23 protein-coding genes are annotated in these 22,101 nt (G+C 63.1%); 16 read left to right on the top strand and 7 right to left on the bottom strand.

The window, feature by feature from the left end; all coding sequences use genetic code 11:
• Nucleotides 1-869: 869 nt before the first annotated feature.
• Entirely contained in the window at nt 870-1,385 is a 516-nt protein-coding gene (locus ACM6LU_RS37230; protein WP_414942562.1) for a hypothetical protein, read from the bottom strand.
• Between the two features lie 1,742 nt (nt 1,386-3,127).
• On the opposite strand from ACM6LU_RS37230, the gene ACM6LU_RS37225 reads away from it, so the two are divergent.
• From ACM6LU_RS37225 to ACM6LU_RS37210, 4 genes are all read left to right on the top strand, one after another.
• Nucleotides 3,128-3,934 (top strand): esterase/lipase family protein, encoded by an 807-nt coding sequence (locus ACM6LU_RS37225; protein WP_414942561.1) that lies wholly within the window; start codon nt 3,128-3,130, stop codon nt 3,932-3,934.
• A gap of 275 nt (nt 3,935-4,209) precedes the next feature.
• On the top strand, nt 4,210-4,665 hold the full coding sequence (locus ACM6LU_RS37220; protein ID WP_414942563.1) for a DUF4383 domain-containing protein: 456 nt from the start codon (nt 4,210-4,212) through the stop codon (nt 4,663-4,665).
• Between the two features lie 27 nt (nt 4,666-4,692).
• Entirely contained in the window at nt 4,693-5,583 is an 891-nt protein-coding gene (locus ACM6LU_RS37215) for a manganese catalase family protein (protein WP_414942560.1), read from the top strand.
• A 556-nt stretch (nt 5,584-6,139) separates the two neighbouring features.
• A complete protein-coding gene (locus tag ACM6LU_RS37210) occupies nt 6,140-6,382 on the top strand; it encodes a hypothetical protein (RefSeq protein WP_414942559.1) in 243 nt (80 codons plus the stop codon).
• Nucleotides 6,383-6,409: 27 nt separating this feature from the next.
• On the opposite strand, the gene ACM6LU_RS37205 is transcribed toward ACM6LU_RS37210, so the two are convergent.
• Entirely contained in the window at nt 6,410-7,621 is a 1,212-nt protein-coding gene (locus ACM6LU_RS37205; RefSeq protein WP_414942558.1) for a glycosyltransferase, read from the bottom strand.
• 147 nt (nt 7,622-7,768) lie between these two features.
• On the bottom strand, nt 7,769-8,095 hold the full coding sequence (locus ACM6LU_RS37200) for a DUF3140 domain-containing protein (RefSeq protein ID WP_414942557.1): 327 nt from the start codon (nt 8,093-8,095) through the stop codon (nt 7,769-7,771).
• 210 nt (nt 8,096-8,305) lie between these two features.
• Here ACM6LU_RS37200 and ACM6LU_RS37195 point away from each other — a divergent pair, with 210 nt between their 5' ends.
• Both ACM6LU_RS37195 and ACM6LU_RS37190 read left to right on the top strand, forming a co-directional pair.
• A complete protein-coding gene (locus ACM6LU_RS37195) occupies nt 8,306-8,464 on the top strand; it encodes a hypothetical protein (RefSeq protein WP_414942556.1) in 159 nt (52 codons plus the stop codon).
• Nucleotides 8,465-8,636: 172 nt separating this feature from the next.
• Nucleotides 8,637-8,804 (top strand): hypothetical protein, encoded by a 168-nt coding sequence (locus ACM6LU_RS37190; protein ID WP_414942555.1) that lies wholly within the window; start codon nt 8,637-8,639, stop codon nt 8,802-8,804.
• Nucleotides 8,805-8,993: 189 nt separating this feature from the next.
• Here the strand turns inward: ACM6LU_RS37190 and ACM6LU_RS37185 are convergent, their stop codons facing one another.
• The gene (locus ACM6LU_RS37185; protein ID WP_414942554.1) at nt 8,994-9,470 is read right to left on the bottom strand and encodes a DUF4383 domain-containing protein; all 477 of its coding nucleotides are present in this window, start codon (nt 9,468-9,470) and stop codon (nt 8,994-8,996) included.
• A 189-nt stretch (nt 9,471-9,659) separates the two neighbouring features.
• Between ACM6LU_RS37185 and ACM6LU_RS37180 the strand changes: the two genes are divergently transcribed.
• The 5 genes from ACM6LU_RS37180 (at nt 9,660) to ACM6LU_RS37160 (ending at nt 14,164) form a co-directional block, all read left to right on the top strand.
• The gene (locus tag ACM6LU_RS37180) at nt 9,660-10,412 is read left to right on the top strand and encodes a hypothetical protein (RefSeq protein ID WP_414942553.1); all 753 of its coding nucleotides are present in this window, start codon (nt 9,660-9,662) and stop codon (nt 10,410-10,412) included.
• Complete coding sequence (locus tag ACM6LU_RS37175; protein WP_414942552.1) at nt 10,412-10,840, top strand: phage holin family protein; 429 nt, start codon at nt 10,412-10,414, stop codon at nt 10,838-10,840. The genes ACM6LU_RS37180 and ACM6LU_RS37175 overlap by 1 nt, the downstream gene beginning before the upstream one ends.
• Nucleotides 10,837-11,487 carry a DUF3618 domain-containing protein gene (locus tag ACM6LU_RS37170; RefSeq protein ID WP_414942551.1) on the top strand — a complete coding sequence of 217 codons (651 nt, stop codon included), beginning with the start codon at nt 10,837-10,839 and terminating at the stop codon, nt 11,485-11,487. The genes ACM6LU_RS37175 and ACM6LU_RS37170 overlap by 4 nt, the downstream gene beginning before the upstream one ends.
• Before the next feature lie 798 nt (nt 11,488-12,285).
• Nucleotides 12,286-12,702, top strand: coding sequence for an SRPBCC family protein (locus tag ACM6LU_RS37165; protein WP_414942550.1), 417 nt, complete (start codon nt 12,286-12,288; stop codon nt 12,700-12,702).
• Nucleotides 12,703-12,934: 232 nt separating this feature from the next.
• A complete protein-coding gene (locus ACM6LU_RS37160; protein ID WP_414942549.1) occupies nt 12,935-14,164 on the top strand; it encodes an MFS transporter in 1,230 nt (409 codons plus the stop codon).
• A 315-nt stretch (nt 14,165-14,479) separates the two neighbouring features.
• On the opposite strand, the gene ACM6LU_RS37155 is transcribed toward ACM6LU_RS37160, so the two are convergent.
• Nucleotides 14,480-14,887 (bottom strand): nuclear transport factor 2 family protein, encoded by a 408-nt coding sequence (locus tag ACM6LU_RS37155; protein WP_414942548.1) that lies wholly within the window; start codon nt 14,885-14,887, stop codon nt 14,480-14,482.
• A gap of 71 nt (nt 14,888-14,958) precedes the next feature.
• On the opposite strand from ACM6LU_RS37155, the gene ACM6LU_RS37150 reads away from it, so the two are divergent.
• From ACM6LU_RS37150 to ACM6LU_RS37130, 5 genes are all read left to right on the top strand, one after another.
• On the top strand, nt 14,959-15,897 hold the full coding sequence (locus ACM6LU_RS37150; protein WP_414942547.1) for a LysR family transcriptional regulator: 939 nt from the start codon (nt 14,959-14,961) through the stop codon (nt 15,895-15,897).
• A 313-nt stretch (nt 15,898-16,210) separates the two neighbouring features.
• Nucleotides 16,211-17,122 carry a LysR family transcriptional regulator gene (locus ACM6LU_RS37145; protein WP_414942546.1) on the top strand — a complete coding sequence of 304 codons (912 nt, stop codon included), beginning with the start codon at nt 16,211-16,213 and terminating at the stop codon, nt 17,120-17,122.
• 412 nt (nt 17,123-17,534) lie between these two features.
• Complete coding sequence (locus ACM6LU_RS37140; protein WP_414942545.1) at nt 17,535-19,196, top strand: FAD-dependent monooxygenase; 1,662 nt, start codon at nt 17,535-17,537, stop codon at nt 19,194-19,196.
• A 427-nt stretch (nt 19,197-19,623) separates the two neighbouring features.
• Nucleotides 19,624-20,034, top strand: coding sequence for a peptidase inhibitor family I36 protein (locus ACM6LU_RS37135; protein WP_414942544.1), 411 nt, complete (start codon nt 19,624-19,626; stop codon nt 20,032-20,034).
• Complete coding sequence (locus ACM6LU_RS37130; protein WP_414942543.1) at nt 20,028-20,222, top strand: hypothetical protein; 195 nt, start codon at nt 20,028-20,030, stop codon at nt 20,220-20,222. Before ACM6LU_RS37135 ends, ACM6LU_RS37130 begins: the two co-directional genes overlap by 7 nt.
• A 274-nt stretch (nt 20,223-20,496) precedes the next feature.
• Here the strand turns inward: ACM6LU_RS37130 and ACM6LU_RS37125 are convergent, their stop codons facing one another.
• Nucleotides 20,497-21,369 carry a hypothetical protein gene (locus ACM6LU_RS37125; RefSeq protein WP_414942542.1) on the bottom strand — a complete coding sequence of 291 codons (873 nt, stop codon included), beginning with the start codon at nt 21,367-21,369 and terminating at the stop codon, nt 20,497-20,499.
• A gap of 222 nt (nt 21,370-21,591) precedes the next feature.
• Entirely contained in the window at nt 21,592-21,999 is a 408-nt protein-coding gene (locus ACM6LU_RS37120) for a hypothetical protein (protein ID WP_414942541.1), read from the bottom strand.
• Nucleotides 22,000-22,101 lie beyond the last annotated feature (102 nt).

Raw genomic sequence — 22,101 nt, 5'->3', positions numbered from 1 at the left:
CACCAAGGGAGTGCCTTCCTATCGAGTGAATCTTGGACCGTCGCAAGCCCAATTTTCCCTTACAGGACAGGCACTTCCTCCATTTTCAGGCCAGTTCTACATCACATTGCGCGAAAGACCCAGGTTAAGACTCTGACGGCATCTCGACACTTTGGGAGCCGGTGCGCGCCGCCGGGATTCCTTCCGGTACCAACCCGCCCAGACGAGCTCGCACACGGCATGCAAAGAGGTCATACCGCGTGGCCATTCGTGCGGTTGCGATTCGGATCGGCCGCTGCACGGACGACTCGCCGAAATATTCGCCGTCTCGGAACTGATCACGAGTGAGGTCGAGTTCCAAGCCGCTCGGCAAACGATTCCAATAGTGGAGCCCGTCGGGCCGGCCATCGCGTCGAAAGACCTCCGACCAGAGCAAGACACCGCCAAGGAGCTCCGTTACGGCCATCGATGTGACACCACAGTGCCCAGCAGCAGGGTTAGCGGAATCCCACGAGATGGCAGGGTCACAGGTTCGCTAATCCCAGGATCGCCGGAACACGGCGTCCAGCTCCGACAAAGACCAGACAGTAGTCATCCGCACCCAAAGACCGAGTTGCTCAGCACAGAGACCCTATCGACTGAACCAACGGTACGGAAACACCCAGAGGAAGATCAAGAACCCGCCTTCCCTCATCGAGACATCGGAGAATCCACTGGTCATGCGAGATCGATATCTCGCGACATCCGGACACCCACACGAACTTAGCGGCTGAATGCCCGGTGTCCACACGGACTCCACAACATCGCCGAGCCGAGCCCGTGCAGGGGACCGAGAGCGCGTGCGCAGTCGGTTAGGCAGGCTCGACCGCGAGAGTCAGGGATGAGGTCGGTCAGGATCGGTCGATGGCGGCCAGGGTCTTCGCGCACAAGCGCAGTAGTTCGTCGGACGCGATACTGGTTTGATACAAGTCGACATACGCCGAGATACGCCGCACAGTGTGCCGTCGGACGGACCTGAGTTCGGTGCGCAACAGTGCTGCGGCTGCTCCCATGTCAGCTAGACAGGTCACGATCGGCCGCCGGGTGTGCGGTTCCGCAGTCCACGCAGCTGTCAGCACAGGCAGCGCGGTCTCGCCGTCACCCGTGATTCGCCAGAGTGCCTCGGCGATCCAGTGCTGGCGACCCGTTTCCGCTCGGTCGATCCACGCGCGCAGGCCGGGAGACAGCGCGGCCGCTGCCGACCCTACCTCGCCAATCCCGTCCAGAGCCGAGTACGCGGCCGGTGTGTCGTTGCCTAGATGCCGCGTGAAGACTGACAGGAGTGGCTCGGGATCGCCTTCGACACTCCACAAGGCACGCGCCGCCGCCACGTCGTTGTCCGGATCGTCGAGCAGCAAGCGCAGCATCGGAATCGCTTCGGCGGCCGCAGGCCCCTATCTGCCTTAGCGTGTCCAACACGTACCAGTTGGGTTGCAGACCCAGCAGCTCCGGCACGGCCGGAGCGGCCGCCGGGCCCATCGCGGACAACGCCCTGAGCAGGCCGATACGCAACGACTGGTCATCATCGGATAGTTGCTGAAGGATTATCGGCAACAGGCCGGTCGCCTCCGCGCCGAGCCCACTGATCATCCCACCGAAGCCGTCCGGTCTCCGCTCGTGCTCCAGCATCCACCCGAGCATCGGCAATACCCGTACATCGCCGGTCCGGGCCAGAGTTTTCACCGCGGGGCTCGGATCGGAGTAGCCCGGATAGACAGTGAGCCACGGCGGGGGACCGTTACGCAACCGCTGAGTCGCCTCACGAGGCGCGGCTTGCAGGCTCAGGACGAGTGCGTCGGCCGCCGGCTCGGCGACCTCACGAGGTGTACAGGCTGAGCTGGCTGGTGAGGGAGCGTGCCACTGGGCGTGAGTGGCATGTCGAGACAAGTGACGGGGCATGGGAGGTCGGCGGACACGATGCTCGTCCAGAATAACGTCTCCGTCGAGATCCAGCGGCGAAGCTTCCGCGGATTGTGGTGGCCCTGCGGATCTCGATCGCACACTGATGGGCCACTGAACGGGGATCGAACGACGGTCAGGGCCGAACACTCGGTCGGCGAAGAACTTTGCGACAGCGTCCTGCGGGCGTTTTCTCGAAGGTAGAGAGCGTTCTCGTGGTCGGTGGTTCCGTCCGAGCGGCCACGGTTGTTGTTACCGGTTCTCTCACCGCCACCAGTACGGGCACGGCCAAGGGCAGGTGCGGGGCGAGCCGGAGCAGCCATTCGGCTACCTTCCTCGCCTGGTCGATCGCGTCGGCAGCGCGTCATGGCCTCCGCAGGTCTATGCGAATCGTCACGGATGGGCACCTTGAGCGACGTCGAGTCGATCTCGGCGAAGGACGAGCGTGACCAGCAGCTCTGTGTCGGGCCGCCAGCGCCCGGCTGGTCGTGGCGGGCCACATCCCGACCAGCTACTGGTCGACGGGCCGGGCCGCACGGCGAGGGAGGTATCGCCCACCGCTGACCCGAAGTGGCCAGGCGCACGTCGCGACTTGTTTAATGCTCGTCCGGTGGGGAATTCGGCGATGGTACGACAGGTCGCCCCAGCCCCGGCGACGCAAGCTTCGGGGAAGGACGTCCATGGCCATCTCTTCAGTGGCGCCGCCGAGCGAAGCAGTCGCTCATGCAAGGTCTCGCGACGTCGTCCGTCATTTTGCGCACCTCCTCCGTCGTAAAGGCCTACTCGAACGCCGATACGGCTACTACGCGGCGAAGATCTGTCTTCGCGCGGCAAGATCATGAAGTCGCCGACCGCGCCGCTGAGAGAACTCGTAAGCGCTTGGGCCTCTTTGGCACAGGCGGCTTCGCAGCTGCCCGCCTCGCTCACCCGGGACCTCTGGTCGAGCTCGATCCTCGAGTCGGCTGCCGGGCACCAATTCGTCGGCATCGCCCAAGGAATGTTCAGATCGGGACGATCCGCGAGCGATCGTAAGCCTGACGGTGGCATGACCGTCCGCATCGGACGGCGACCGGTCGGACTCGACGCTCGATCGCTCGCCGCGGCCTTCCCGGAGGCCGACGGGAGTTTGGTGGTCCTTCTGCACGGACTGGTCGAGACCGAACGAGGCTGGTTTCGCGGTTCCAAGCCTGGGGGTGACTTCGGGGCGCGCTTGGCAGGCGACCTCGGTGGCAGTCCGGTTTACGTGCGGTACAACTCGGGCCGCCACGTCTCGGAGAACGGTGATGAACTGGTCGCCTTGCTTTCCCGGCTGGTGGCCGCGTGGCCAGTACCCGTCACCGAGATCATTCTCGTCGGGCATTCCATGGGCGGCCTCGTGGCACGAAGCGCCCTGTACCGTGCGCAGGAACTAGATGCGCCATGGCTTTCCCTCGTGACAAGGCTGGTGTGCCTGGGCACACCACACGGTGGCGCGCCACTGGAACGGGGCGTCGCCCAGCTCACGACACTGTTGGGCAAGACGCCTTTGGCGACTCCGCTGACCAAGTTGTTCGCTCTGCGCAGCGATGGCATTCAAGACCTCGCGCACGGCTATGTCCATCACCGGCAATGGGCCGATGATCCAGACCTGCCCGGTGAAGCTTCGCCCTTGCCTTCCAGCGGTATCCACCGGCTCTTCGTCTCCGCCACGGTGTCACGGACAGAGGGAAGCGTGTGGGGCCGGTTGATCGGCGATCTCCTGGTGAGTCCGGTCGCGGCCGACGAGCTGACCGAGGACGCCGATATCGTCTGGCTCGGCGGGCTGAACCATTTCGCTTTACTCCACGACGATGTCGTCTACCGCACGCTTCTCGATTGGCTACGCGAGGACAAGACGACCGCCTCGCCTGCCGGAACCAGTCTCACCGGGGGGGCCGGGCTGAGGCCTGTTCTTCTCGCGACACGCGGTGACACCCCGCCGGACGTGGGTCAGGCCTCAGGTCTGTCGCACCCGCAACCGATTCCACGATCATCGTGATCGCAGTCTTCGTCGTGGGGGTGGCGGGCTTTTCATCCTGCGGGCGCTCGACCTGTTCTGATCGCACCGGCCGACCCGTCCGCTGAGCGGTGTCACCGAGGTATCTCCCTGTATTTCATCGATCACGACGAAATAGCTCACTCATCTCGGTGTGAGAGGCCGCACCAGGGGTACTCGACACCATGTTCGCCCGATTCCGGGTTGGAGAAGGCCGGCCCGGAACGACATCCAGGTGTGCGGCTCGTCCATTTTCACGTGTATCGAAAGGAAGCACCATGACTGCATCGGCTACCAAAGTCCGGCGAAGTCCACGTCAGCTTTTCGCGATGGCCGTAGGTGCGGTCTTCCTGCTCGTCGGCGTTTTGGGATTCATTCCCGGCGTCACCACGAATTACGATCAATTGATGGGTGCAGGCCACGAATCCGGGGCCCTGTTGCTGGGTATGTTCCAGGTTTCGATCCTGCACAACATTGTCCATCTGGCGTTCGGGATCGCGGGGATTCTGCTGTCGCGGACCGTCAAGGGAGCGAAATCCTTCCTGATCGTCGGTGGAGTGATCTACCTCGTGCTCTGGCTGTACGGGCTGTTGATCGATCACGGTTCGGCGGCGAACTTCGTCCCGCTGAACAGTGCCGACAACTGGCTGCACCTTGGGCTCGGTCTCGGAATGATCGTTTTGGGTGTCGTGCCCGTCTCGGGAGCGAAAGCACCCATCGCCGACTCCCGCTGACATCTTTTCATCCGTTGGAGGTTACTTGTGTTCCGTCATACCAAACTGTTGCAGTTCGAAGCCAAGCCGGAAAAGCCCGACGCCCTGTACGCCCGGAAGCTGCAGGAGCTGATCGGTGGTGCGTACGGTGAGATGACCGTGACCATGCAGTACTTGTTTCAGGGTTGGAATTGCCGGATCGAAGGTAAGTACAAAGATTTGATCATGGATACGGCGACCGAGGAGATCGGGCATGTCGAAATGCTCGCCACGATGGTCGCCCGGTTGCTGGAAGGCGCGCCCGCGACGGCGACCGCCGAGGCGGCGAAGGATCCGGTGACGGCGGCGATCCTTGGCGGGATGGATCCGCAGCAAGCGATCATCGCGGGCGGTGGTGCACTCCCGGCCGACAGTCAGGGTTATCCGTGGAACGGCCGGTACATCGTGGCGAGCGGGAATCTGCTGGCCGATTTCCGGGCGAACGCCGCTGCCGAGGCGCAGGGGCGACTGCAGACGGCCCGGTTGTACAACATGACCGACGATCCCGGCGTGAAGGCGATGCTGCAGTTCAATCTCGCCCGCGACACGGTGCACCAGAAGCAGTGGCTGGCGGCCATCGAAGAACTCGAAGCCGACGGCCTCGGGGGTGCGATCGTCCCGGACGCCTTACTCGACGAGGAGAACCAGGAGCACAACAACACCGTCTGGCGTCTTTCCGACGGCACAGACGGCGCCGAGGGCAACTGGAGCTTCCGCGGAGAGGAGATCGAGTACCTGGTCGACCCCGAACCGCTCGGCGGCCCCGGCACCGCTCCTAAGCCCGATCCTGCACTGTACGGGACGTATTCGACGATTCAGGACGCCGTCGGAACGGCCAAGGGCAAGGCCGATTCGGCCAAGAACCAGGCCGTGGCGGAGACGAAGGGTTCCAAGAGCTAGAAATAGGACTGATCCCAGAGGGCTCTTCGATCACCGATCACGAATTACGCTCTCAGCCGCTGACGAGAAGAATTCGTCAGCGGCTGGGACCGTGACAACGCACGCCAGGGGTACGGCCTGCCGATCTCCGCGCGGACGCCGCGACCGGTGTACGCGGATCACCACATCGGTTCGGTTCGTGGCCCGACGGTGCTCGGCTTGGCCGTGTCGACGGCGGGGATCGCGCTGGCCCCCGGCGTCGTCGCGGTTCGCGTACCGCCTCTGGTGACACCGTCAACGCGGATCCTGTGCCGATCCGAAGGGCCGAGCGCTGCCGTGTACCCCAATCAAGTACCTCGCGGACCTCGATCGTCAAACTCGCCCATCTGGCTGACGTCCGCGGTCCGGGTTGTGACGGGTCAAGGCGCGATGGGGCCTGCTACCTGCGACAACGACCCTCGAGATTAAGTCTGCGTGGAGTTCGAGGCCGGCCAGGGACAGAGGGTCCACAGGCACAGCGCGTCATCGCCACCTGACGTCTACCCGACCGAAGACAGTCGAGACCGGGGTTCGCTTGATGCTGTCGTATCGGTTGTTCGTCAGCGAGACCACCCTCGGCTCGTTGAACCTCCACTCACGCGCCCACAACGCCTTCGGTGACCAAGCCGACGACGACGGCGGGCTGTTCGCGACCCACGCGGCGATCGCGCTCATCGGTGCCAAGACCAAAGCCCGATTGCATATCGCGGAGGAGCACCGCGATGCACCCTCGGGCAACAGAGCTGCGGCAGGTCGCCGAAGGGCTCGCCGCGAAGTCTGACCTGACACTTAACGAATTCTTAAGGGCTCAGGAGGGCGAAGCGGCTGGAACGGCGAACGTCCCACCTCGCAGAATTCGGCCGTAAGCACGGAGACAGTCGCTGGCCACTCGATCCCAAGAGTACCGTGCTCGGACCCGATCCACCCCGGCCAGCCCGAAGGCTTCCCTTAGCGACGCGTCCTTGATCAGCCGGCCGAGGGCGCTCGCCAGCTCCCTCGGCTTGCGGGGTGGTACGAGCAGACCGGTCGTACCGTCGATGACGGTGTCGGTCAGGCCGCCGACAGCTGCCGCCACGACCGGGACTTCGCACGCCATCGCTTCCAGCGGAACGATCCCGAACGATTCGTACCACGGCGTGCAGACGACGGCGTCGGCCGACCGCAGAAGGGCAGGCATTTTCTCCCGGGAGACCGCGCCCGGAAAGGACACGCGATCGCCGACCCCGGCGTACGCGGCGGTCGCCCTCAGCCGCCGGACTTCAGGGGAATGCGCGAACGCACCGGACTCCGGGCCGCCCGCGATGACCAGTTCCGTCTCGGGCAAGGCCGCAAGCGCGAAGATGGCGGTGTCGAATCCTTTGCGCGGAACGAGCTTCCCGGCGCAGACGACCCTGTGTCGAGCTCTACGAGGTGCGACGTCTCCAGCCGGGGTGAACATCGAGAGGTCTACTCCGCACGGGATCACCGCGGCGCGCGAACGCGGCAACCCCATCCGGACGAGTTCGAACACCTCCTTCGAACTGGTCGCGATCACTTGGTCGACTTGCTTCGCGATGATCCGTTCGAGCCGGACACGGTCCGCCGGGCTCGTGTCATGCGGGCCCTGATGATGCCGTTCCACCGCTCCGAGAGCGTGAAAGGTCTGAGTCACCGGGATGTCGAGATCCTTCGCCGCGAGCACCGAAGCGAGGCCCGACATCCAAAAATGCGCGTGGGCGACATCCGGCCGATCCTTGGCCCAGCGAGAACGGAGGATCCGGCCGAACTCCCCCATGAACGGCAGCAAATCGTCTTTCGAAAGTCTCTTCGCTGGTCCTGCCGGGACGTGGACGACTCGGTAACCGTCCGGCACTTGAACCATCGCAGGGACGCGACGGCTCTCTCGGCGCGTGTAGACGGTCACTTCATGCCCTTGCCTGACCAACGCGGCGGAAAGCGCGGCGACGTGGATGCTCTGGCTTCCGGCGTCGGCTCCGGCGGCGAGCGGGCTGGCGTGTTCGGAAATCATCGCGATCCTCATGCGGTCACCTCGGTCAGCAGGGCGTCTCAACGGTGGAGGAGCGTGTCTCGACCGACGCGCACCCGCGTACAGCCGTTTCGCCCGAATACCCGGTGAAGCGGCGCTCAATCGTTCGGGCCCCGAGACGGGCGGCAAGGGAGCCGCGGGCTATTTGCAGGGGTCATGGCCCCAATTCATCAGCGAGTAACGCCATCGTGTCTCCCGCACGTCGCCCGACGGGCGTTGCGCGAGATGCCGGTGGACGTAGCCCACGACCTTGCGCATGTGCTCCTCGTCTTCCGCCGTACGGTCGGCCTGCTTCTCACGCAACAGACCGACGATCCGGCGGCCTGATTCGTGTCCGATGGATTCCCCGTCACCGCTGTGCTGACCGGCACCCTTGGACTCCTCGGTATCGAGCCATTTTTCCAGTTCGGAAGCGGTCATGTTGACCGCTTCCCCGAACTCGGAGCGAACGTCATCGGAGGTGGTCATCGTGGGGTCCTCAAGATCGGGAACGAGCGTCCAACCGGGACAGTCGCGCTGACCGGCTGTTACCCGGTTACCCGCTTGTCGTCGGCGCAAACCGATTCGTAAACGATTCGATGCCGGAAAATTCCTGGTCCGGGCCGCTCAACCGGCCACCACGTCCTTCAGTTCGGCAGGCCGTGACGGCGCGTCGTGTTCGCCCAGGGTTTTCGCGACGTGACCGAGAAGTTCCTCGGGTGGGTCAGCGGCAAAGCCGAATTTCTGCAGACCGAGGTCTTGGGGTCGGTAGAGCAGAATGATCTTGGCGGGTTCGCCGTCGCGTCCGGCTCGGTCGAGCTACTGGTAGTAGGCGTCGTGCGTACGAATCGCACGTAGGGTTCGTCGATGCGCATGCCTACCCCGGCAGCATCGCCCGAAACGACGAGGGAGACACCGGGTGCCGAGGAGCAGCCTTGACGTTACTCCATCCGGGTGGTCGCGACTTTTCGATGTGTTTCGACCCGGGCCACGGGTATGCGGGAGAACACTGCCCGAGCAGGGAGATCCCGTGCCGAACCGCATGATCATCAGCCGCGACAGCACCGCCATCGAGTGCGAGGTTTGCGGCTACGCCGCTGTTCGCGTGGCGCGACTCGTCGCCGACAATGGCGTTGAGGTGGCGAAGACCCTCGTGTGCACCTCCTGCCACCGTCACCGCGCCGCGGCGGACAGATAAGCCCCTCGCGGGTGACCGGAACGAAGGATTCGTACGAAGATGAACGGATGGTCATCGTCTTCACGAAGTGATGGACGCCGAGCCGGGCACGCCGCGGGCGGGGCCGGAGGCGGCTGGGATCCGGAAAAACTGTACGCCGCTACCCCGGCGACGTGTCTGCATCAGGCAACTTTTCTCCTCTTTCCTTGGCTACTGGTGCTGAATCTCGGGCTCCGGATAGTCACCACGCTTACGCTCGATCGCGGTCGTGATCACACCCAAAGCGATCATCCCGATCCCCAGACCGAAGTGCAGCCAGTTGTCGGCGGAGTTCAGCGGAAGGAAGTTCGCGGCGCTGTGCTCGGATGTGCCCAGGCCGTAGACGCTCAGGAGGAGGTAGATGCCTCCACCCACCATCAGGAACACGCGGGAGCCCGAGCGCGATTTGGCCGCCACCAGGATCCCGACGACGCCGAAGATCAAATGAACCACGTTGTGCAGAATCGAAACGGCGAAGACGCCGAACAATCTCGCGTCCGAGTGTGCACCGGCGAACCGCATTTCGCCGTAGTCGGTGGTGATACCGGGGATGAAGCCGGCCAACCCGACCAGCAGGAATATCGCGCCGACAACGGTAGCGGCTCGTTGGGGTGGATACCGCCGCTCGGCGCCCTCGGTTTGAGTCATACGAGCCGACTACCCGGCTTCGTGGCCGGGAAACATCTTAGGGACGGCCGCTCGGCAGGATCCGAAGTCGCGCTGAAATTCTTTTTGTTTGCGCCGAAACCGCCCGGGTAGCCCTGACTGAGATGAGCCGGTGAGAAGTACCGGATCATCTCGGATCACTCCGAAGTTCTTCTCGTGCAGGAGGTTCATATGTCACAGGGACCGGATGGACAGGCGCCACCGGCACACGGCACCGACTCGCCGTCGACATCGCAGAGAGCGAAAGACGAGGCGAAAGAAGTCGCCGGAACGGTGGCCGAACGAGGCGACTCAGTGGTCAAAACCGCTGTGGCGGAAGCGAAGCACGTCGCCGAACACAGTCAGCACGAGGCCCGCGATCTCCTGCGGGAGGGCAGGGGTCAGTTGGAGGAGCAGGCCCGCAACGGCCAGCGGCAAGCGGCACAGAGCCTGCACGGCCTGGCTGGGCAACTCGACCGGATGGCCGAGCGGGCGGAATCTCCCGGTGTCGCGACGGATCTCGCCCGGCAGGCGTCCGGGCACGTCGACGCGGTGGCGCACTGGCTGGACGAACGCGAGCCGGGACAGCTGGTCGATGAAGTTCGTCGGTTCGCCCGTCGGCGCCCCGGCACGTTCTTGGTGGGCGCCGCGATCGCGGGTGCCATCGTGGGCAGGCTGACTCGCGCCGCCGTCGCCGGTGAGCCGAAGGAATCCGGCTCTCGGACAGAAACCGCTCAGCACCCGGGCCAAGCCTCCGCGAGTCCGGCACCGGGCGCTCCGTCGCTGCCTTCCGAACCGTCGCCGGTCACCCCCGCACAGCCCGCCATCGCCGAAGGTGCGTTACCGAACGCCGCGGCCGGCCCGGCGGGTTTTTCCGCCCCGCAACCGCCGGCACCCGTGCCCCCGATCGGAGCCCGAACTTCCGCTTCCGGTGAGATGCCGTGATGCCACAGGTTCCGGGTGGCACGCCTGCCACAGAACAGCACGCCGACGTCTCGGACACGTCCGTCGGTGAGCTCATGACCAACGTGATGAAGGACCTCTCCACCCTGGTCCGTCAGGAGGTCGAACTCGCGAAGGCCGAGATGAAGGCTGAGGCGGGCAAGGCGGCCAAAGGGGCAGGAATGCTCGGTGGCGCCGGATTCGCCGGTTACATGGTCCTTCTCTTCCTGTCGCTGGCACTGTGGTGGGGCCTCGCCAACGTCATGGACCAGGGTTGGGCGGCGCTCATCGTGGCCGCGGTATGGACCGTCATCGGTGTTGTGCTCTACACCACCGGGCGCAGCGCGATCCGCCGCGTTTCTCCGAAACCCGAACAGACCATCGACACACTCCAGCAGGTTCCCGCGGCAGTGAAGGGTGAGCGACCATGACCGAGCCGGACAGGATCCGCGGGGAAATCGAGCGGACACAACGCACTTTGGGCACTGATGTGGATGCCTTGACGGAGAAGGTCACCCCCGGCCGTATCGTCGAACGCCGAGTCGGCAAGGTCCGAAACGCGGTGACCCGTGCGAAGGACAGGGTGATGGGCACAGGCGCCGAACAGGCTTCGAAAGTGGGCGACAAGGCTGGTTCCGTTGCCTCCACGGCCCGGGACGGCGCCGGTTCGGTCGCGTCCGAGGCCGCGGACCGGGTGAGTTCGGCCGCGGAGTCGATCGGCGAAGCCCCCGCGGCCATTCGCCGCGGTACCCAAGGTAATCCGCTGGCCGCGGGAGTGATCGCCTTCGGCGCGGGGTGGCTGATCTCGTCGCTGCTGCCCGCCAGCGATCCCGAACGCCGACTGGTCGATCAGGCGACGGATCTCGCACGAGAACACGTCCAGCCGGTGGCCCAACATGTCGCCGAGGAAGTGAAGGACAACCTGCGTGAGCCGGTGAAGCAGGCGGTCGAGTCGGTCAAGTCCGAAGCCGCCGATTCCGCGTCCACGGTGACCGACGAAGCACACGCCGCCACCGATGAAGTCACCGAACGCGCGCAAGAGGCCAAGCAAAACGTGCAGTCTCCGAGTCACGGTTAACGAGCCGCAGCCTCGGCCCGCCGAGTCGATCGGAGGGCCGGGGCGATCCGGACCATACCGCCCGCGGAAGGTGCGGGGGTACCGGACACGTGTACAGGATCACCGATCCCACCCTCGGCCAGGAACCCCCACTCACACAGGGGTGTCTCACACCACGGAGGCGGGTAAACAGGGAACACGATGGCACTTTGACGAGCGACGGATGGCCATCTCGCGTTCTGCCTGTCGACTTGCAGCGGACCGAAGCGGTGCGGCCGGGTGTTGTCACGGTGTAGAAAAGCGACATGCGTCAGGAGCGCTCGACCAGCACCTCCAGCCATCTGTGCCGCCTGTACCGGCTGGCACCTGGGCTGGGAATCCGAAGGTAAGCGGTTTGCAGCACATCACCCGCCGGCGGCGTCTGATCGCGCTGAACATCGCGACAGTCGTGCTGTGCAGGTTGAGCGTTGCCGTCCTGTAGGGACGCCGAGTTCTCCGACGGTCTGGTCGGGTAGCCCTGCGTAATCGGAGCGGCCGGAGCGCTGTTTGTGTCCGGCTTTCCAAGACGACTGTCCAAGCGGGTCGGGCAGCTGCGGGTCCCAGTGGTGCGACAACGTGCGTCGGGCCCACGTTCGTCGCGCGGTGATGCCGGGTCGAAGGCCGTTGGAGCTGATCCGACAAGCGGAAGACTACGGGCGTGAGAAGACCGGGTCCGTCCTCGCAGTGCAGTGTTGCGCCATCGGGGCCTCTCTGCCGTATGTTGGCCCGGGCCGGACATTGCCGCTGGACAACTGGTAGGCATGTGCTTATGATCAGCACGTGCCTATTGAAACGTTTCGTGCCGAAACACGGTCAGTGTCCATCAAGGCAACGCCAGGAGTCGTCCTTGACCTGGTGTCCGATCCGCGCAATCTGCCTCTGTGGGCTCCGGGCGCCGCGTCCGCTGTGCGTCCTGATGACGGAGCGTGGCTGGTCGAGAGTGGTGGAACCGAGACACGCATGGTCGTGCGCGTCTCGCGGGAGCATGGGACCGTCGACCTGTTGATCGCCGAGGACCCTCCTCAAGGAGTGTTCACGCGTGTCCTGCCCAGCGGGGAGGGCGCCGAGTACCAGTTCACCCTTCTGTTCCCAGAGAGGACGCCGGAGGAGGCCGTCGCGCGGCAGATGACCATTGTCGAAACAGAGCTGCGGGCGGTGCGCACACTGTGTGAAGAACGACGTGGCAACAAGCAGTAGTTCAGGCCCGCTGTGGCTCACCCGCGCGACTGAATAAAGTCCATCGATGTCGCGTTTCGGGATCGCCGTAGACGGAGGAAGCTCAGGGCCGAACTGGACTGGGCTTTCCGATCGTGCGGCCCGCCTTCACTGATGGGACCAGGGGAGCAAGAAGATCGGCACGGAATGCACTCGCGGCCGGTTCGGTGTGTCAGCGAAATCGCGCTAGGCAGAATATTACGGAGTTTATTCCATGTCCGGCCTCGACGCTGGAGCAGGGCCCTCGAGTGCGATGCAGCTGCTACGTGCCAGCCTGCCGCTGCGGGCTCTGTTCTCAGCACGAGTGATCTCTTATACTGGGGATTCGCTCAGCCTTGTCACGTTGATGCTTCATGTGGCAAATTCCACCGGCCAGGGTCTGGCGGTGGCTTTGCTGCTACTGGTCGGCGATTTCGTGCCCTCACTGTTCGGCCCGCTCGCCGGAGCGATCAGTGATCGGTTCGACCTGCGTAGAGTAATGATTACTTGCGAGGTAGTGCAGGGAGTGCTGATTTTGCTTATCGCACTGACACTGCCGCCACTACCCTTTCTGCTGGTGCTGGTAGGTGTCCGTGCCGTCGCCTCGCAGGTTTTTCAACCCGCCTCCCGGGCAGCCATTCCAACCATGGTGGGCGGTCGGGACCTGGAGACCGCGAACTCGGCTGTCGGCTTCGGCTCCAACTGCGCCGAAGCCTTCGGTCCTCTTATCGCCGCCGCCATGCTGCCCCTCCTCGGTATCCGCGGCGTATTGGTGGTGGATGCGGCGTCGTTCTTGTTGTCCGCCGCGATACTGACTGCCACCAAGCCAATGTGTCCTGAGCCGGATCCAGACAACCTGACGTTGCTGGCTCAGGCGAGAGTCGGTCTCGGCTACATTTCGCGCACCCCTGTTGTGCGGATCCTGTCCCTGGGTTTCTGTGCGGTGGTAGCCTTCAATGGGATCGACGATGTGGCACTGGTGCTGTTGGCCAAAGAAGAGCTGAAGTCAGGCGATGCCTCCGTGGGCCTGCTGTTAGGGGCAGTCGGGATAGGCCTCCTGGTCGGGTACGCGTTGTTGAGCCGGTTCAGTAATAAGGTCGCGATGCCTATGCTTCTGATCGCCGGGTTCTTCGTGAGCAGTGCGGGCAATCTCCTGACGGGTCTGGCCTGGTCGGTGACCGCCGCGTTCGCCGTGCAGGCCACGAGAGGGCTCGGCCTTGCCGGCATGGACGTGGCCTCCTCGACGATCCTGCAGCGAATCGTGCCGTCGAAGATGCTGGGAAGAGTGTTCGGTAATCTGTACGGTGCGATCGGAGTGGCCGCCGCATTATCCTATATCGGCGGCGGCTTGTTGCTCGACCTCGCCGACGCTCGAGTCACTCTTGTGATTGCAGGCGCCAGTGGAACGGTGTGCACAGTGTTAGTGGCACTAATGCTACCAAGAGCCATGCGCAAACATCGCTGACCGGTGTTCGAAAATCGCGGCGGCAAAATTGGATTCACCCCTTGATAAGGGGAATTGTCTTCCATATGTGATGACGGGTGATGTTCCACTGCGGACGGCGTGGGGCACGATGTCGGGCTCATCGCATGACGCAAGTGCTTGATCACCGTGTAAGGCACCTGGCAGTTCATTCGCTGCCAGGTGCCTTCGGGTTCGATCTGCGAGGTGAGAAGCCGGTGAAGATCACGTTGCTAGCGTTACCATGGCCAGTTCTAACTTGGATCGCAGGTTTGTGATTCGGATTGTTGTGATTGATGAACAACCTCGATCGGCGAATCAATGAGTGGGAAGTTCGAGAACCTTCTCGACCAGTGCGGAGTTGCAATACTCGACGACCTCGACGATGCGATTGTTTGCCAGGCGGAAGATAAAACAGTATGTCTGATCGTAAGGCTTTCCATGCTTCGTGGTGGCATGGCCGCGTGCTTGCACGATCACTCGATCCTCGGCCGCGATGATCATGTCGGCTTCGCTACGGTAATTGTCGGAGAACTGCGCCATCAGCGGTCGGAGCAACTTGTGCACCACCTCCGATTTCGGTTCCCAAACGCCGCCCCACGACCAATCACCAGGAAAGACCCATCGGCACTCGTCGGCCATGGCATCGGTCAGAGCGCGAGCGTTTCCCGCTGCCAACTGGTCGAACACCGTTACGAGAAGTTTCCTGTTGTTCTCTGTGCTCATGAGCCTGACGCTACGCAGGCGCCAGTCGAGCGACAAGTGACATCTGTGCATATCTGATATGATTGTCTCGCATGAGTGACTTCACGATTTTGGGTTTACGGGTGGTTCGGGCGGCGGTACGATATGGTTCGTTTTCGACGGCGGCCGAGAACTTGGGATATACCCAATCTGCTGTTTCCCGGCAGATAGCTTTGATGGAGAAAGCAGCCGGTGTTGCTCTATTTGATCGGCAGGCTCGTGGCGTCCGACCAACGGATGCAGGACGAATTGTCGCGCAACATGCGGACACCATGCTCAATGAGCTGAGCGTAACTGAACAATTGCTGCGCGAACTGGGCTCCCGGTCCGTTCGCCGATTACGAGTCGGTGCCTACTCCACCGCGATGGCGGCTCTGGTGCCGGCTGCCATCAACGAGTATGCAACCCGCGAGCCGCTGACTCGCATCACGCTACGAGAAGGGCTCTCGGCAGCACTGCTGGCGTCACTGGTAAGTGGGCGGCTCGACATGGCCATAATTACAGAACCTCACCGTCAACCAGCGGGAATCGACTTCACTCCGATAATCGAGGACCAGTTGTATGTGGCCATGCCTGTCACTCATCGGCTTGCCGGCAGGCGTAGCGTCACTGGCGAGGAGTTGCGCGAAGAACGATGGATTTCCGGAGCCGCCCACCCGGTCGAAGGGCTGCTCGGTATCTGGAATCAATCAGACAAGCAGCTCAACATAGACTTTGTCGTCCGTGATTGGGTCTCCAAGTTTGGCCTGGTGACGGCGGGATTAGGGCTGGCTGTCGTCCCTGGTCTGATGGTTTCAGCCTTACCCGAAGGCGTCGTAGTCGCCCAGATCGGGGAACCAAGCGCGAAACGTGTCACTTTTGCCGCTACGTCGGCGACCGCAGAGGGAGAAGAGCGTTGTCGCGCATTCCTGATCACGCTACGTGAGTCAGCGGCCGAAGTAGGGCTAGGAGCAGCTCGACGACTGCGGCACACTCGCTATCCTAGGAGGTAGCATGCTCTGTCATGGAGGCCACTGGAGTGACGAGTACGACGAACTGCGGGTCGAAGCGATACGGCGAAAACATGCTTCTGGAAACAGGTGGAACCTACGCGGTCTTGAACTCCCGGAACTTTCATGGCAGCAAAGTATGAATCCAGATCAAGGTGGTCTCTGTCGACCCCGGCTGATCCGGTGAGATTGTCTCGTTCGAAACGGAAGTAAGAAAGCATGGGTGTAGCGAGTGCACACGAGTTGCTGACATCGGATGTTCAGGCAAACCGTGTCCGGAGTGGCTGATCCGTGCGAAGCTGGGGATGGGGTACAAATGAACCACTGGAATGCACCGACAGTACACCAGCTGAGAACTTTTTTCGTCTTGGCCGAGGAGTTACACTTCGGTCGCGCAGCTGCACGGCTGTTCATGAGCCAGCCAGCGCTGAGTCGGCAGTTCACCGTGTTGGAACAACGTCTCGGAATCCAACTTCTCGACCGAAACCAACGGTCCGTCAAGCTGACAGCGGCAGGCAAGGTCGCCCTCCCCAAGGTCGCGGCAGTCCTCGCGGCGACGGAGGAACTCCACCGAGTCGCAATCGAATACTCCCAAACGGCGACAATGAACCTGGTCGTGGGAACGATTGGCGCCGAGGCGGCCATGGAACATACCCGCGTCGTGTTGGCCGAAGTGGTACGGCAGCATCCGGACATGCGCATCGAGGTCCGGCTGCTCAGCGCTACAGAACATTTTCAGAGTCTTTACACGGGGGACGTGGACGTGGTCTTCTGTCGCCCGCCTGCGCCCGAGCAGATCCAGACTCATCATCTCGCGACCGAACCTCGCGTCGTGTGTGTGCCGGCGGAAGACCCGCTCGCCTCCAAAAAGAAGGTATCTCTCGCAGAACTCCGAGGGCGAGTGATGATCGACTACCCGCCCGAATGCCCACAGGTATGGAGGAAGTTCTGGGCAGTGGACCCACGTCCGGACGGTACCCCGGTCCAGTACGGGCCAGTCGTGAGAGATGTCGAGTCACTGCTGGCCACGGTAGCGCAGGGCAGAGCCATCGCGTTCCAGCCCGCGGCGGCCAGAGATTTCTTTCCACGCCCGGGCATCGCGTTTCTCGACGTCACCGGAATAGATCCGTGCACTTCGGCACTAGCCTGGCATGCCGAGGGTGGTCAACGCCCCGCTGTCAAGGCCATCCGGCTAGCTGCCGAGAAGCTGTTCCCTTCCCGCACCTGACAGTCGCGACGCCCGCGGCCGCTCTGAGCGTCGGCCCCGCAGCGGATGAACCAGCCGCCCGGTTGCGCATCTTGCCGACGAGTGCCGGGCGCCGTGAAGACGGGTCCTTCCCATCGGTGGAAGATTTCGAACATTTGACCAATGATCTTGGTCACCGGAAGCGCTAGAACGCAAACAGTTCGGTCATGCTCATTGTGAAAAATCAATAACATTTTGTATATAACACGTGTTCAGGGCTCTGTTCGCTGCGATTTCCGATTTGCGTCAGGTCGTGAACCCGTGACACGCGCCTGTGTTGCTCATGGCGTCCTCTCATTTTCAAGATATAGCGCACAGGGGGGCTTGTGGCAAGCCCTGGTCGGTGCCGCAGAATAACCGGCAAGATCCAGATCCCAAAAAGTTGGAGTGAGTAATGAGCCCTGTCTCCGCCGGTCGATCCGCGACAGGCCAGGATGTGCCACCCGAAGTCGATGTCGTCATTGTGGGCGCCGGCCCGGTCGGTCTGATGCTGGCCGGTGAATTGCGACTGGCCGGTGTCCGACCGTTGGTTCTGGAGCGGCAGGCACAGCTCCGCGAAATCCCGAAAGCCAACGGGCTCGGCGGGCAAATCTTGGAGCTTCTTCGTTACAGGGGTTTGCTGGAGAAGTTCGAAGAGGCCTGTACCGCGCCGAGTCATCCTGCCCCTCGCTACCCGTTCGGCGAAGTACATGTGGACTTCTCGCCTCTGCCCGAACCACCGCTGCGAGGCCTTACCCTTCCTCAGCCGGAACTCGAGCGTCTTCTGGACGAGCGGGCTCGCGAATTGGGTGCGGTCGTTCGCCGCGGACACGAGGTGGTCGATCTCACGCAGGACGGCACTACAGTGACCGCCGAAGTGAACGGACCTGACGGACGCTACCAAGTGACCTCTCGATACTTGGTTGGTTGTGACGGGGGGCGCAGCAGGATTCGTGAACTGGCCGGCATCGCGTTCGTAGGGGCGACCTATCCCGAGGTCAACCGGCTCGGGCAAATCACGTTGCCTGATTCATTGGCAGGACCCGGCGCCGGCGAAGCCCTTGACTTGCCCGGGCGCGGCACGATCAAGGCCGGCTTCACGCGCACAGAGCGAGGCGTCTTCGGATACGGGGCACTCACTCCAGAGGTTCTGCTCGTGTCCACCACCGAGAATGAGGACGCCGAGACTGACGACAACGTACCGATGACACTGGCCGAGTTCCAGGACAGTGTCCGCCGTGTCCTCGGCGTAGAGCTGCCGCTGAAAGAGACGATCCGGCTTTCGCGCTACCACTTTCAGGCGCGCCAGGCCGAACGATATCGCAGCGGCCGAATTCTGCTGGCCGGAGACGCGGCGCACCTCTTCCCCGCTACGGGTGTGGGCCTGAACACCGGCATGCTGGACGCGGTCAACCTCGCGTGGAAGCTGGCGGCGGACATCAACGCCTGGGCACCACCGGGACTGGTGGACACCTATCACGGCGAACGCCAGATGGCCGGCATGAGGACTATGCTCCACACGCAGGCTCAAGTGGCTCTTCGACGCGGCCAGGACGCGGCGGCCGACGCACTGCGGACGCTCTTCCTGGAACTCTTCGCTGATGAGCAACCACTACGCCGTATCGGAGGACTGCTCGCCGGTACAGACATTCGTTATCCCTTGCACGTCTATGATCACCACGCGCTGACCGGGACCTTCGTTCCCGACTTCACGCTCCAAACCGAACACGGCACTACCACGAGCGTCGCGGAGCTGATGCAGACCGCGCAACCCATCCTGCTCGATCTCGCCGATCGGCCGGAGCTACGCGAGGCCGCACGAGAGTGGGACGCCCGTGTCATCATCCAGACCGCAAAGACCCGTGACCGGCCCGCCGATGCCTTGCTGATCCGGCCAGATGCCCATATCGCGTGGACCGCGGCCATCGACGAACCGACGAACACAGCCGTGCTTGCGTTGCGAAAAGCCCTTACTACCTGGTTCGGCACACCACGGGGGGCCCGAACGGAAGCCCCGGTCAGCGAAGCGCCGCAGAGTAAGGCTTCGACGTATGGCGAGAGTGACGTAACCCTATGAAGCCTTGAACTTCAGCGTCATGTCATCTCGGCGGCGCGAGGGCGGCGGCGTCAAGGTGTGCCAGAGCCGAGCAGCCGACACTGCCGGTTAGTACGCTGGCAGGCATGGCTCCTTTATAGGTGAATGACCCGTGACGATATCCGATAGCGCATCGTAAGGTGAGCACATCGCATCGCGGAATCATTGCCTTTCCCGCGGTGCTGGACAAGGCTGAATCCTGCGGACGTGCTTGGATCGAGCGGTCGCTCTTCCGGCAATTCACGTGGCCACGGCCGCCAGAACGAAAGGTTCCCGCGCGGTGCCCCGGCGGCAAGCCTGATTGAAGCGCTCTACGTGGCTGGTGTTGTCGCCGAGGAACAGGCTTGGCGTGCGGGGAGGCGCTCGCCGTCTCCTGCTTGCATCGCTACCACTTGGCGAGAATGGCGAGATGATCGTCAGTCTGGGCACGAACCAAGAAGTAGCTAAAACAGAAAGGGAGCAGATGTCGATTTTCAAGAAAAGTCTCGGGGTTGCGGTGATCACATTGGCCACAATGGCCGGAACCGTGACCGCGGCGGACGCTGCCACGGGATACGACCGTTGTCCGGCGGGGCATATGTGCCTGTTCGCGGGAGATGACGGCCAAGGCGCTATGGCGTTCTTCCAGGTCGGTTCACCGGACTTGTCAGCGCAGAACTTCGATGATCGTACCAGGAGTTGGAACAACAGGAACTCGGGTTCATTCTGTATGTATGTCAACAAGTACTATGACAACAGTGCGGGTGCGGGTACGTTTCAACCGGGCACCAAGGGAAATGTCGCCGAATTCAACCGGTATAGCTCGCTTCGCCGTTGCTGAAGGAAACTCACCCTGCTGTCGCCCTGTTCGATCAGATCGATGGCACGGTTGAGCCCTACGTTCGACGCGATGTCCGAGTCGTACAGAACATCGGCTGGACGTTCGGCGACACCCGCGAGGCCGGGCCGGAGCTGGCCACCCCGCTGGATTTCGTGGCGGCAGGAAAGCTGTCCCCGGAGGTCGCCTAGCCCGGCTTGTGGGAACGCTTCATCGAGGCCGCCTGAGCACTGCTGGACCCGGCGCATCGCCGCCAAGGTGGTGCTGGACGTGGAACCGGGGACCGACTGACACCGGCCCGCCACCCTGTCGACTCCCCGCTGCGGTGTGGCTTTCAGCCGGCGGAACCGAGGGTGACCGGGTCTCGACCGAGCGGAGCGAGTGGGCGTTGCTGTGAAGCGATGATTTCACCCAGCCTGGTCGGCAGCGCGGGAACGCTGCCGACCAGGCCCGGCTTCTACCGGATTACAACGTCCACCGCACGGCTCTGGAGTTGCCCTGCGATGTCAGGGCGCTTCCCGCGGCGAAGGTTTTCGCGGCGATGGAGACCGCGTGGCTGCTGGTGCCGCCGGGGAGAGCTCCGAGGGGGGTGACGGCGCCGCCGGCGTCCCATGTGACGGCATGTGCCTGGCTTCCGCTGAACGAGGCGCCCGAGCTATTACCACTGGCGTCTACGCCCCATGCGTAGCTCGCGGAATCACCGGGCAGGACTCCGAGGTCGGTGACCGCCCCGGTGGCGCTCCAGCGGACGGCGTGAGTTTGGCCGTTCACCGTGGTGGAGTTGCCGACGACGACGCCGTCGTCGTTGATGCCCCAGGCCACGGTTGTCGATCCGCCGAGGCCGGGGAGTTCGGTGGCGGTCCCGTTCACGGTCCATCGGACAGCTCTGCTCTGAGCTGCCAGTGTGGATACGCCGACGACCACACCGTGATTATTGACACGGCGGGCTTCGCTGGCACTATCTCCTGGAAGCGTCCCTAGGTCGGTTACGCCGCCGGTGGCGCCCCAGCGCACCGCGTGCCGCTGGCCGGCACTGGTCGTCGCGTAACCGCTGGCAGCGCCGCTGTCGTTGATTCCATAGGCGTAACTGCTTGTTCCGCCGATGCCGGACAGGGCGGTGACGACACCGGATGCAGACCAGCGGACGGCACGCGGATTGACTTGTGAATCGAGCGACGCGCCGGCGGCCGTCCCAGCGGTATTGACGGCCCAGCCGTAACTGCTCGGATCACCGGGCAGCGCTGCAAGGGCGGTCGCCGTGCCGTTGGTCGACCACCGGACAGCACGAACACGGCCGTTCGTGTGCGAAGCGCCGACGACCACACCTTGCGAGTTCACACTCTGACCCTCGCTCCACGAGTCTCCTGGCAACGTGCCCAGGTCTGTGATCGCAGCGAGCGCCGGAGACGCAGGCTCCGGCGCGGCGGCGGCGGTTCCGCCCCACAGAGCGATCGCGGCTGTCGTTAGACCTACGACGCCGACTCTTCCCCAGAACTTCGACATGGTTTCCTTCCAACGATGAGAGTTCTGTTCACTTGCCGATCATCAGCACGGTTTTGATCAGATCGCATTCTCCTTGGGTTGATTTTCTCGGCTGACCGCGTCAAGGCGCGACACTGCCGAGGACTGTTGGTCCTCGGTGTGCAGGCAGACGACACAAGTGCATTTCCACCCAGCTCCTCCCGCGTACCCACAAGCATCGACCACGCCGGTGACCTCCGGAGTGTTGGCGACGCTCGCACCCGGCGGCACATAGGTCACGTAACAGTTCACCGGGTCTCCGGGACAACCGCTTCCGGTGAGCATCAGCTGGTCAGGCCATTTCGCGTTGGTGATTTCGCCATGGTGTTTGCCGGTATCGGTGTTGCGCCAGAGCTTGACGTGACGGCCTTGCGTCTCTATTTCCTGCACGAGGGTATAGCCGGCGGCGGCCGCCGAGTGCGCATCCGAAGCGAACCAGGTTGACACCAGTGTCATGATTCCTGTTACCACACTGACAATGAGCCTTCGGTTTCTTGTTAACCGTTGCATAGAGTACGTCCTTCGTCGAAGGAGTCTCAGGTCGCAAAC

This window comes from Amycolatopsis sp. cmx-11-51 (assembly GCF_047608665.1).
Taxonomy (GTDB): Bacteria; Actinomycetota; Actinomycetes; order Mycobacteriales; family Pseudonocardiaceae; genus Amycolatopsis.
This window is presented reverse-complemented; position numbering and strand designations above follow the sequence as displayed.

Coding starts and splice junctions, on each gene's coding strand:
- ACM6LU_RS37150 (WP_414942547.1), top strand. CDS start 14,959: ATGAGTGACTTCACGATTTTGGGTTTACGGGTGGTTCGGGCGGCGGTA.
- ACM6LU_RS37180 (WP_414942553.1), top strand. CDS start 9,660: ATGTCACAGGGACCGGATGGACAGGCGCCACCGGCACACGGCACCGAC.
- ACM6LU_RS37135 (WP_414942544.1), top strand. CDS start 19,624: ATGATCGTCAGTCTGGGCACGAACCAAGAAGTAGCTAAAACAGAAAGG.
- ACM6LU_RS37140 (WP_414942545.1), top strand. CDS start 17,535: ATGAGCCCTGTCTCCGCCGGTCGATCCGCGACAGGCCAGGATGTGCCA.
- ACM6LU_RS37220 (WP_414942563.1), top strand. CDS start 4,210: ATGACTGCATCGGCTACCAAAGTCCGGCGAAGTCCACGTCAGCTTTTC.
- ACM6LU_RS37155 (WP_414942548.1), bottom strand. CDS start 14,887: ATGAGCACAGAGAACAACAGGAAACTTCTCGTAACGGTGTTCGACCAG.
- ACM6LU_RS37210 (WP_414942559.1), top strand. CDS start 6,140: ATGCTGTCGTATCGGTTGTTCGTCAGCGAGACCACCCTCGGCTCGTTG.
- ACM6LU_RS37170 (WP_414942551.1), top strand. CDS start 10,837: ATGACCGAGCCGGACAGGATCCGCGGGGAAATCGAGCGGACACAACGC.
- ACM6LU_RS37175 (WP_414942552.1), top strand. CDS start 10,412: ATGCCACAGGTTCCGGGTGGCACGCCTGCCACAGAACAGCACGCCGAC.
- ACM6LU_RS37160 (WP_414942549.1), top strand. CDS start 12,935: ATGTCCGGCCTCGACGCTGGAGCAGGGCCCTCGAGTGCGATGCAGCTG.
- ACM6LU_RS37145 (WP_414942546.1), top strand. CDS start 16,211: ATGAACCACTGGAATGCACCGACAGTACACCAGCTGAGAACTTTTTTC.
- ACM6LU_RS37185 (WP_414942554.1), bottom strand. CDS start 9,470: ATGACTCAAACCGAGGGCGCCGAGCGGCGGTATCCACCCCAACGAGCC.
- ACM6LU_RS37205 (WP_414942558.1), bottom strand. CDS start 7,621: ATGAGGATCGCGATGATTTCCGAACACGCCAGCCCGCTCGCCGCCGGA.
- ACM6LU_RS37230 (WP_414942562.1), bottom strand. CDS start 1,385: ATGCTGCGCTTGCTGCTCGACGATCCGGACAACGACGTGGCGGCGGCG.
- ACM6LU_RS37200 (WP_414942557.1), bottom strand. CDS start 8,095: ATGACCACCTCCGATGACGTTCGCTCCGAGTTCGGGGAAGCGGTCAAC.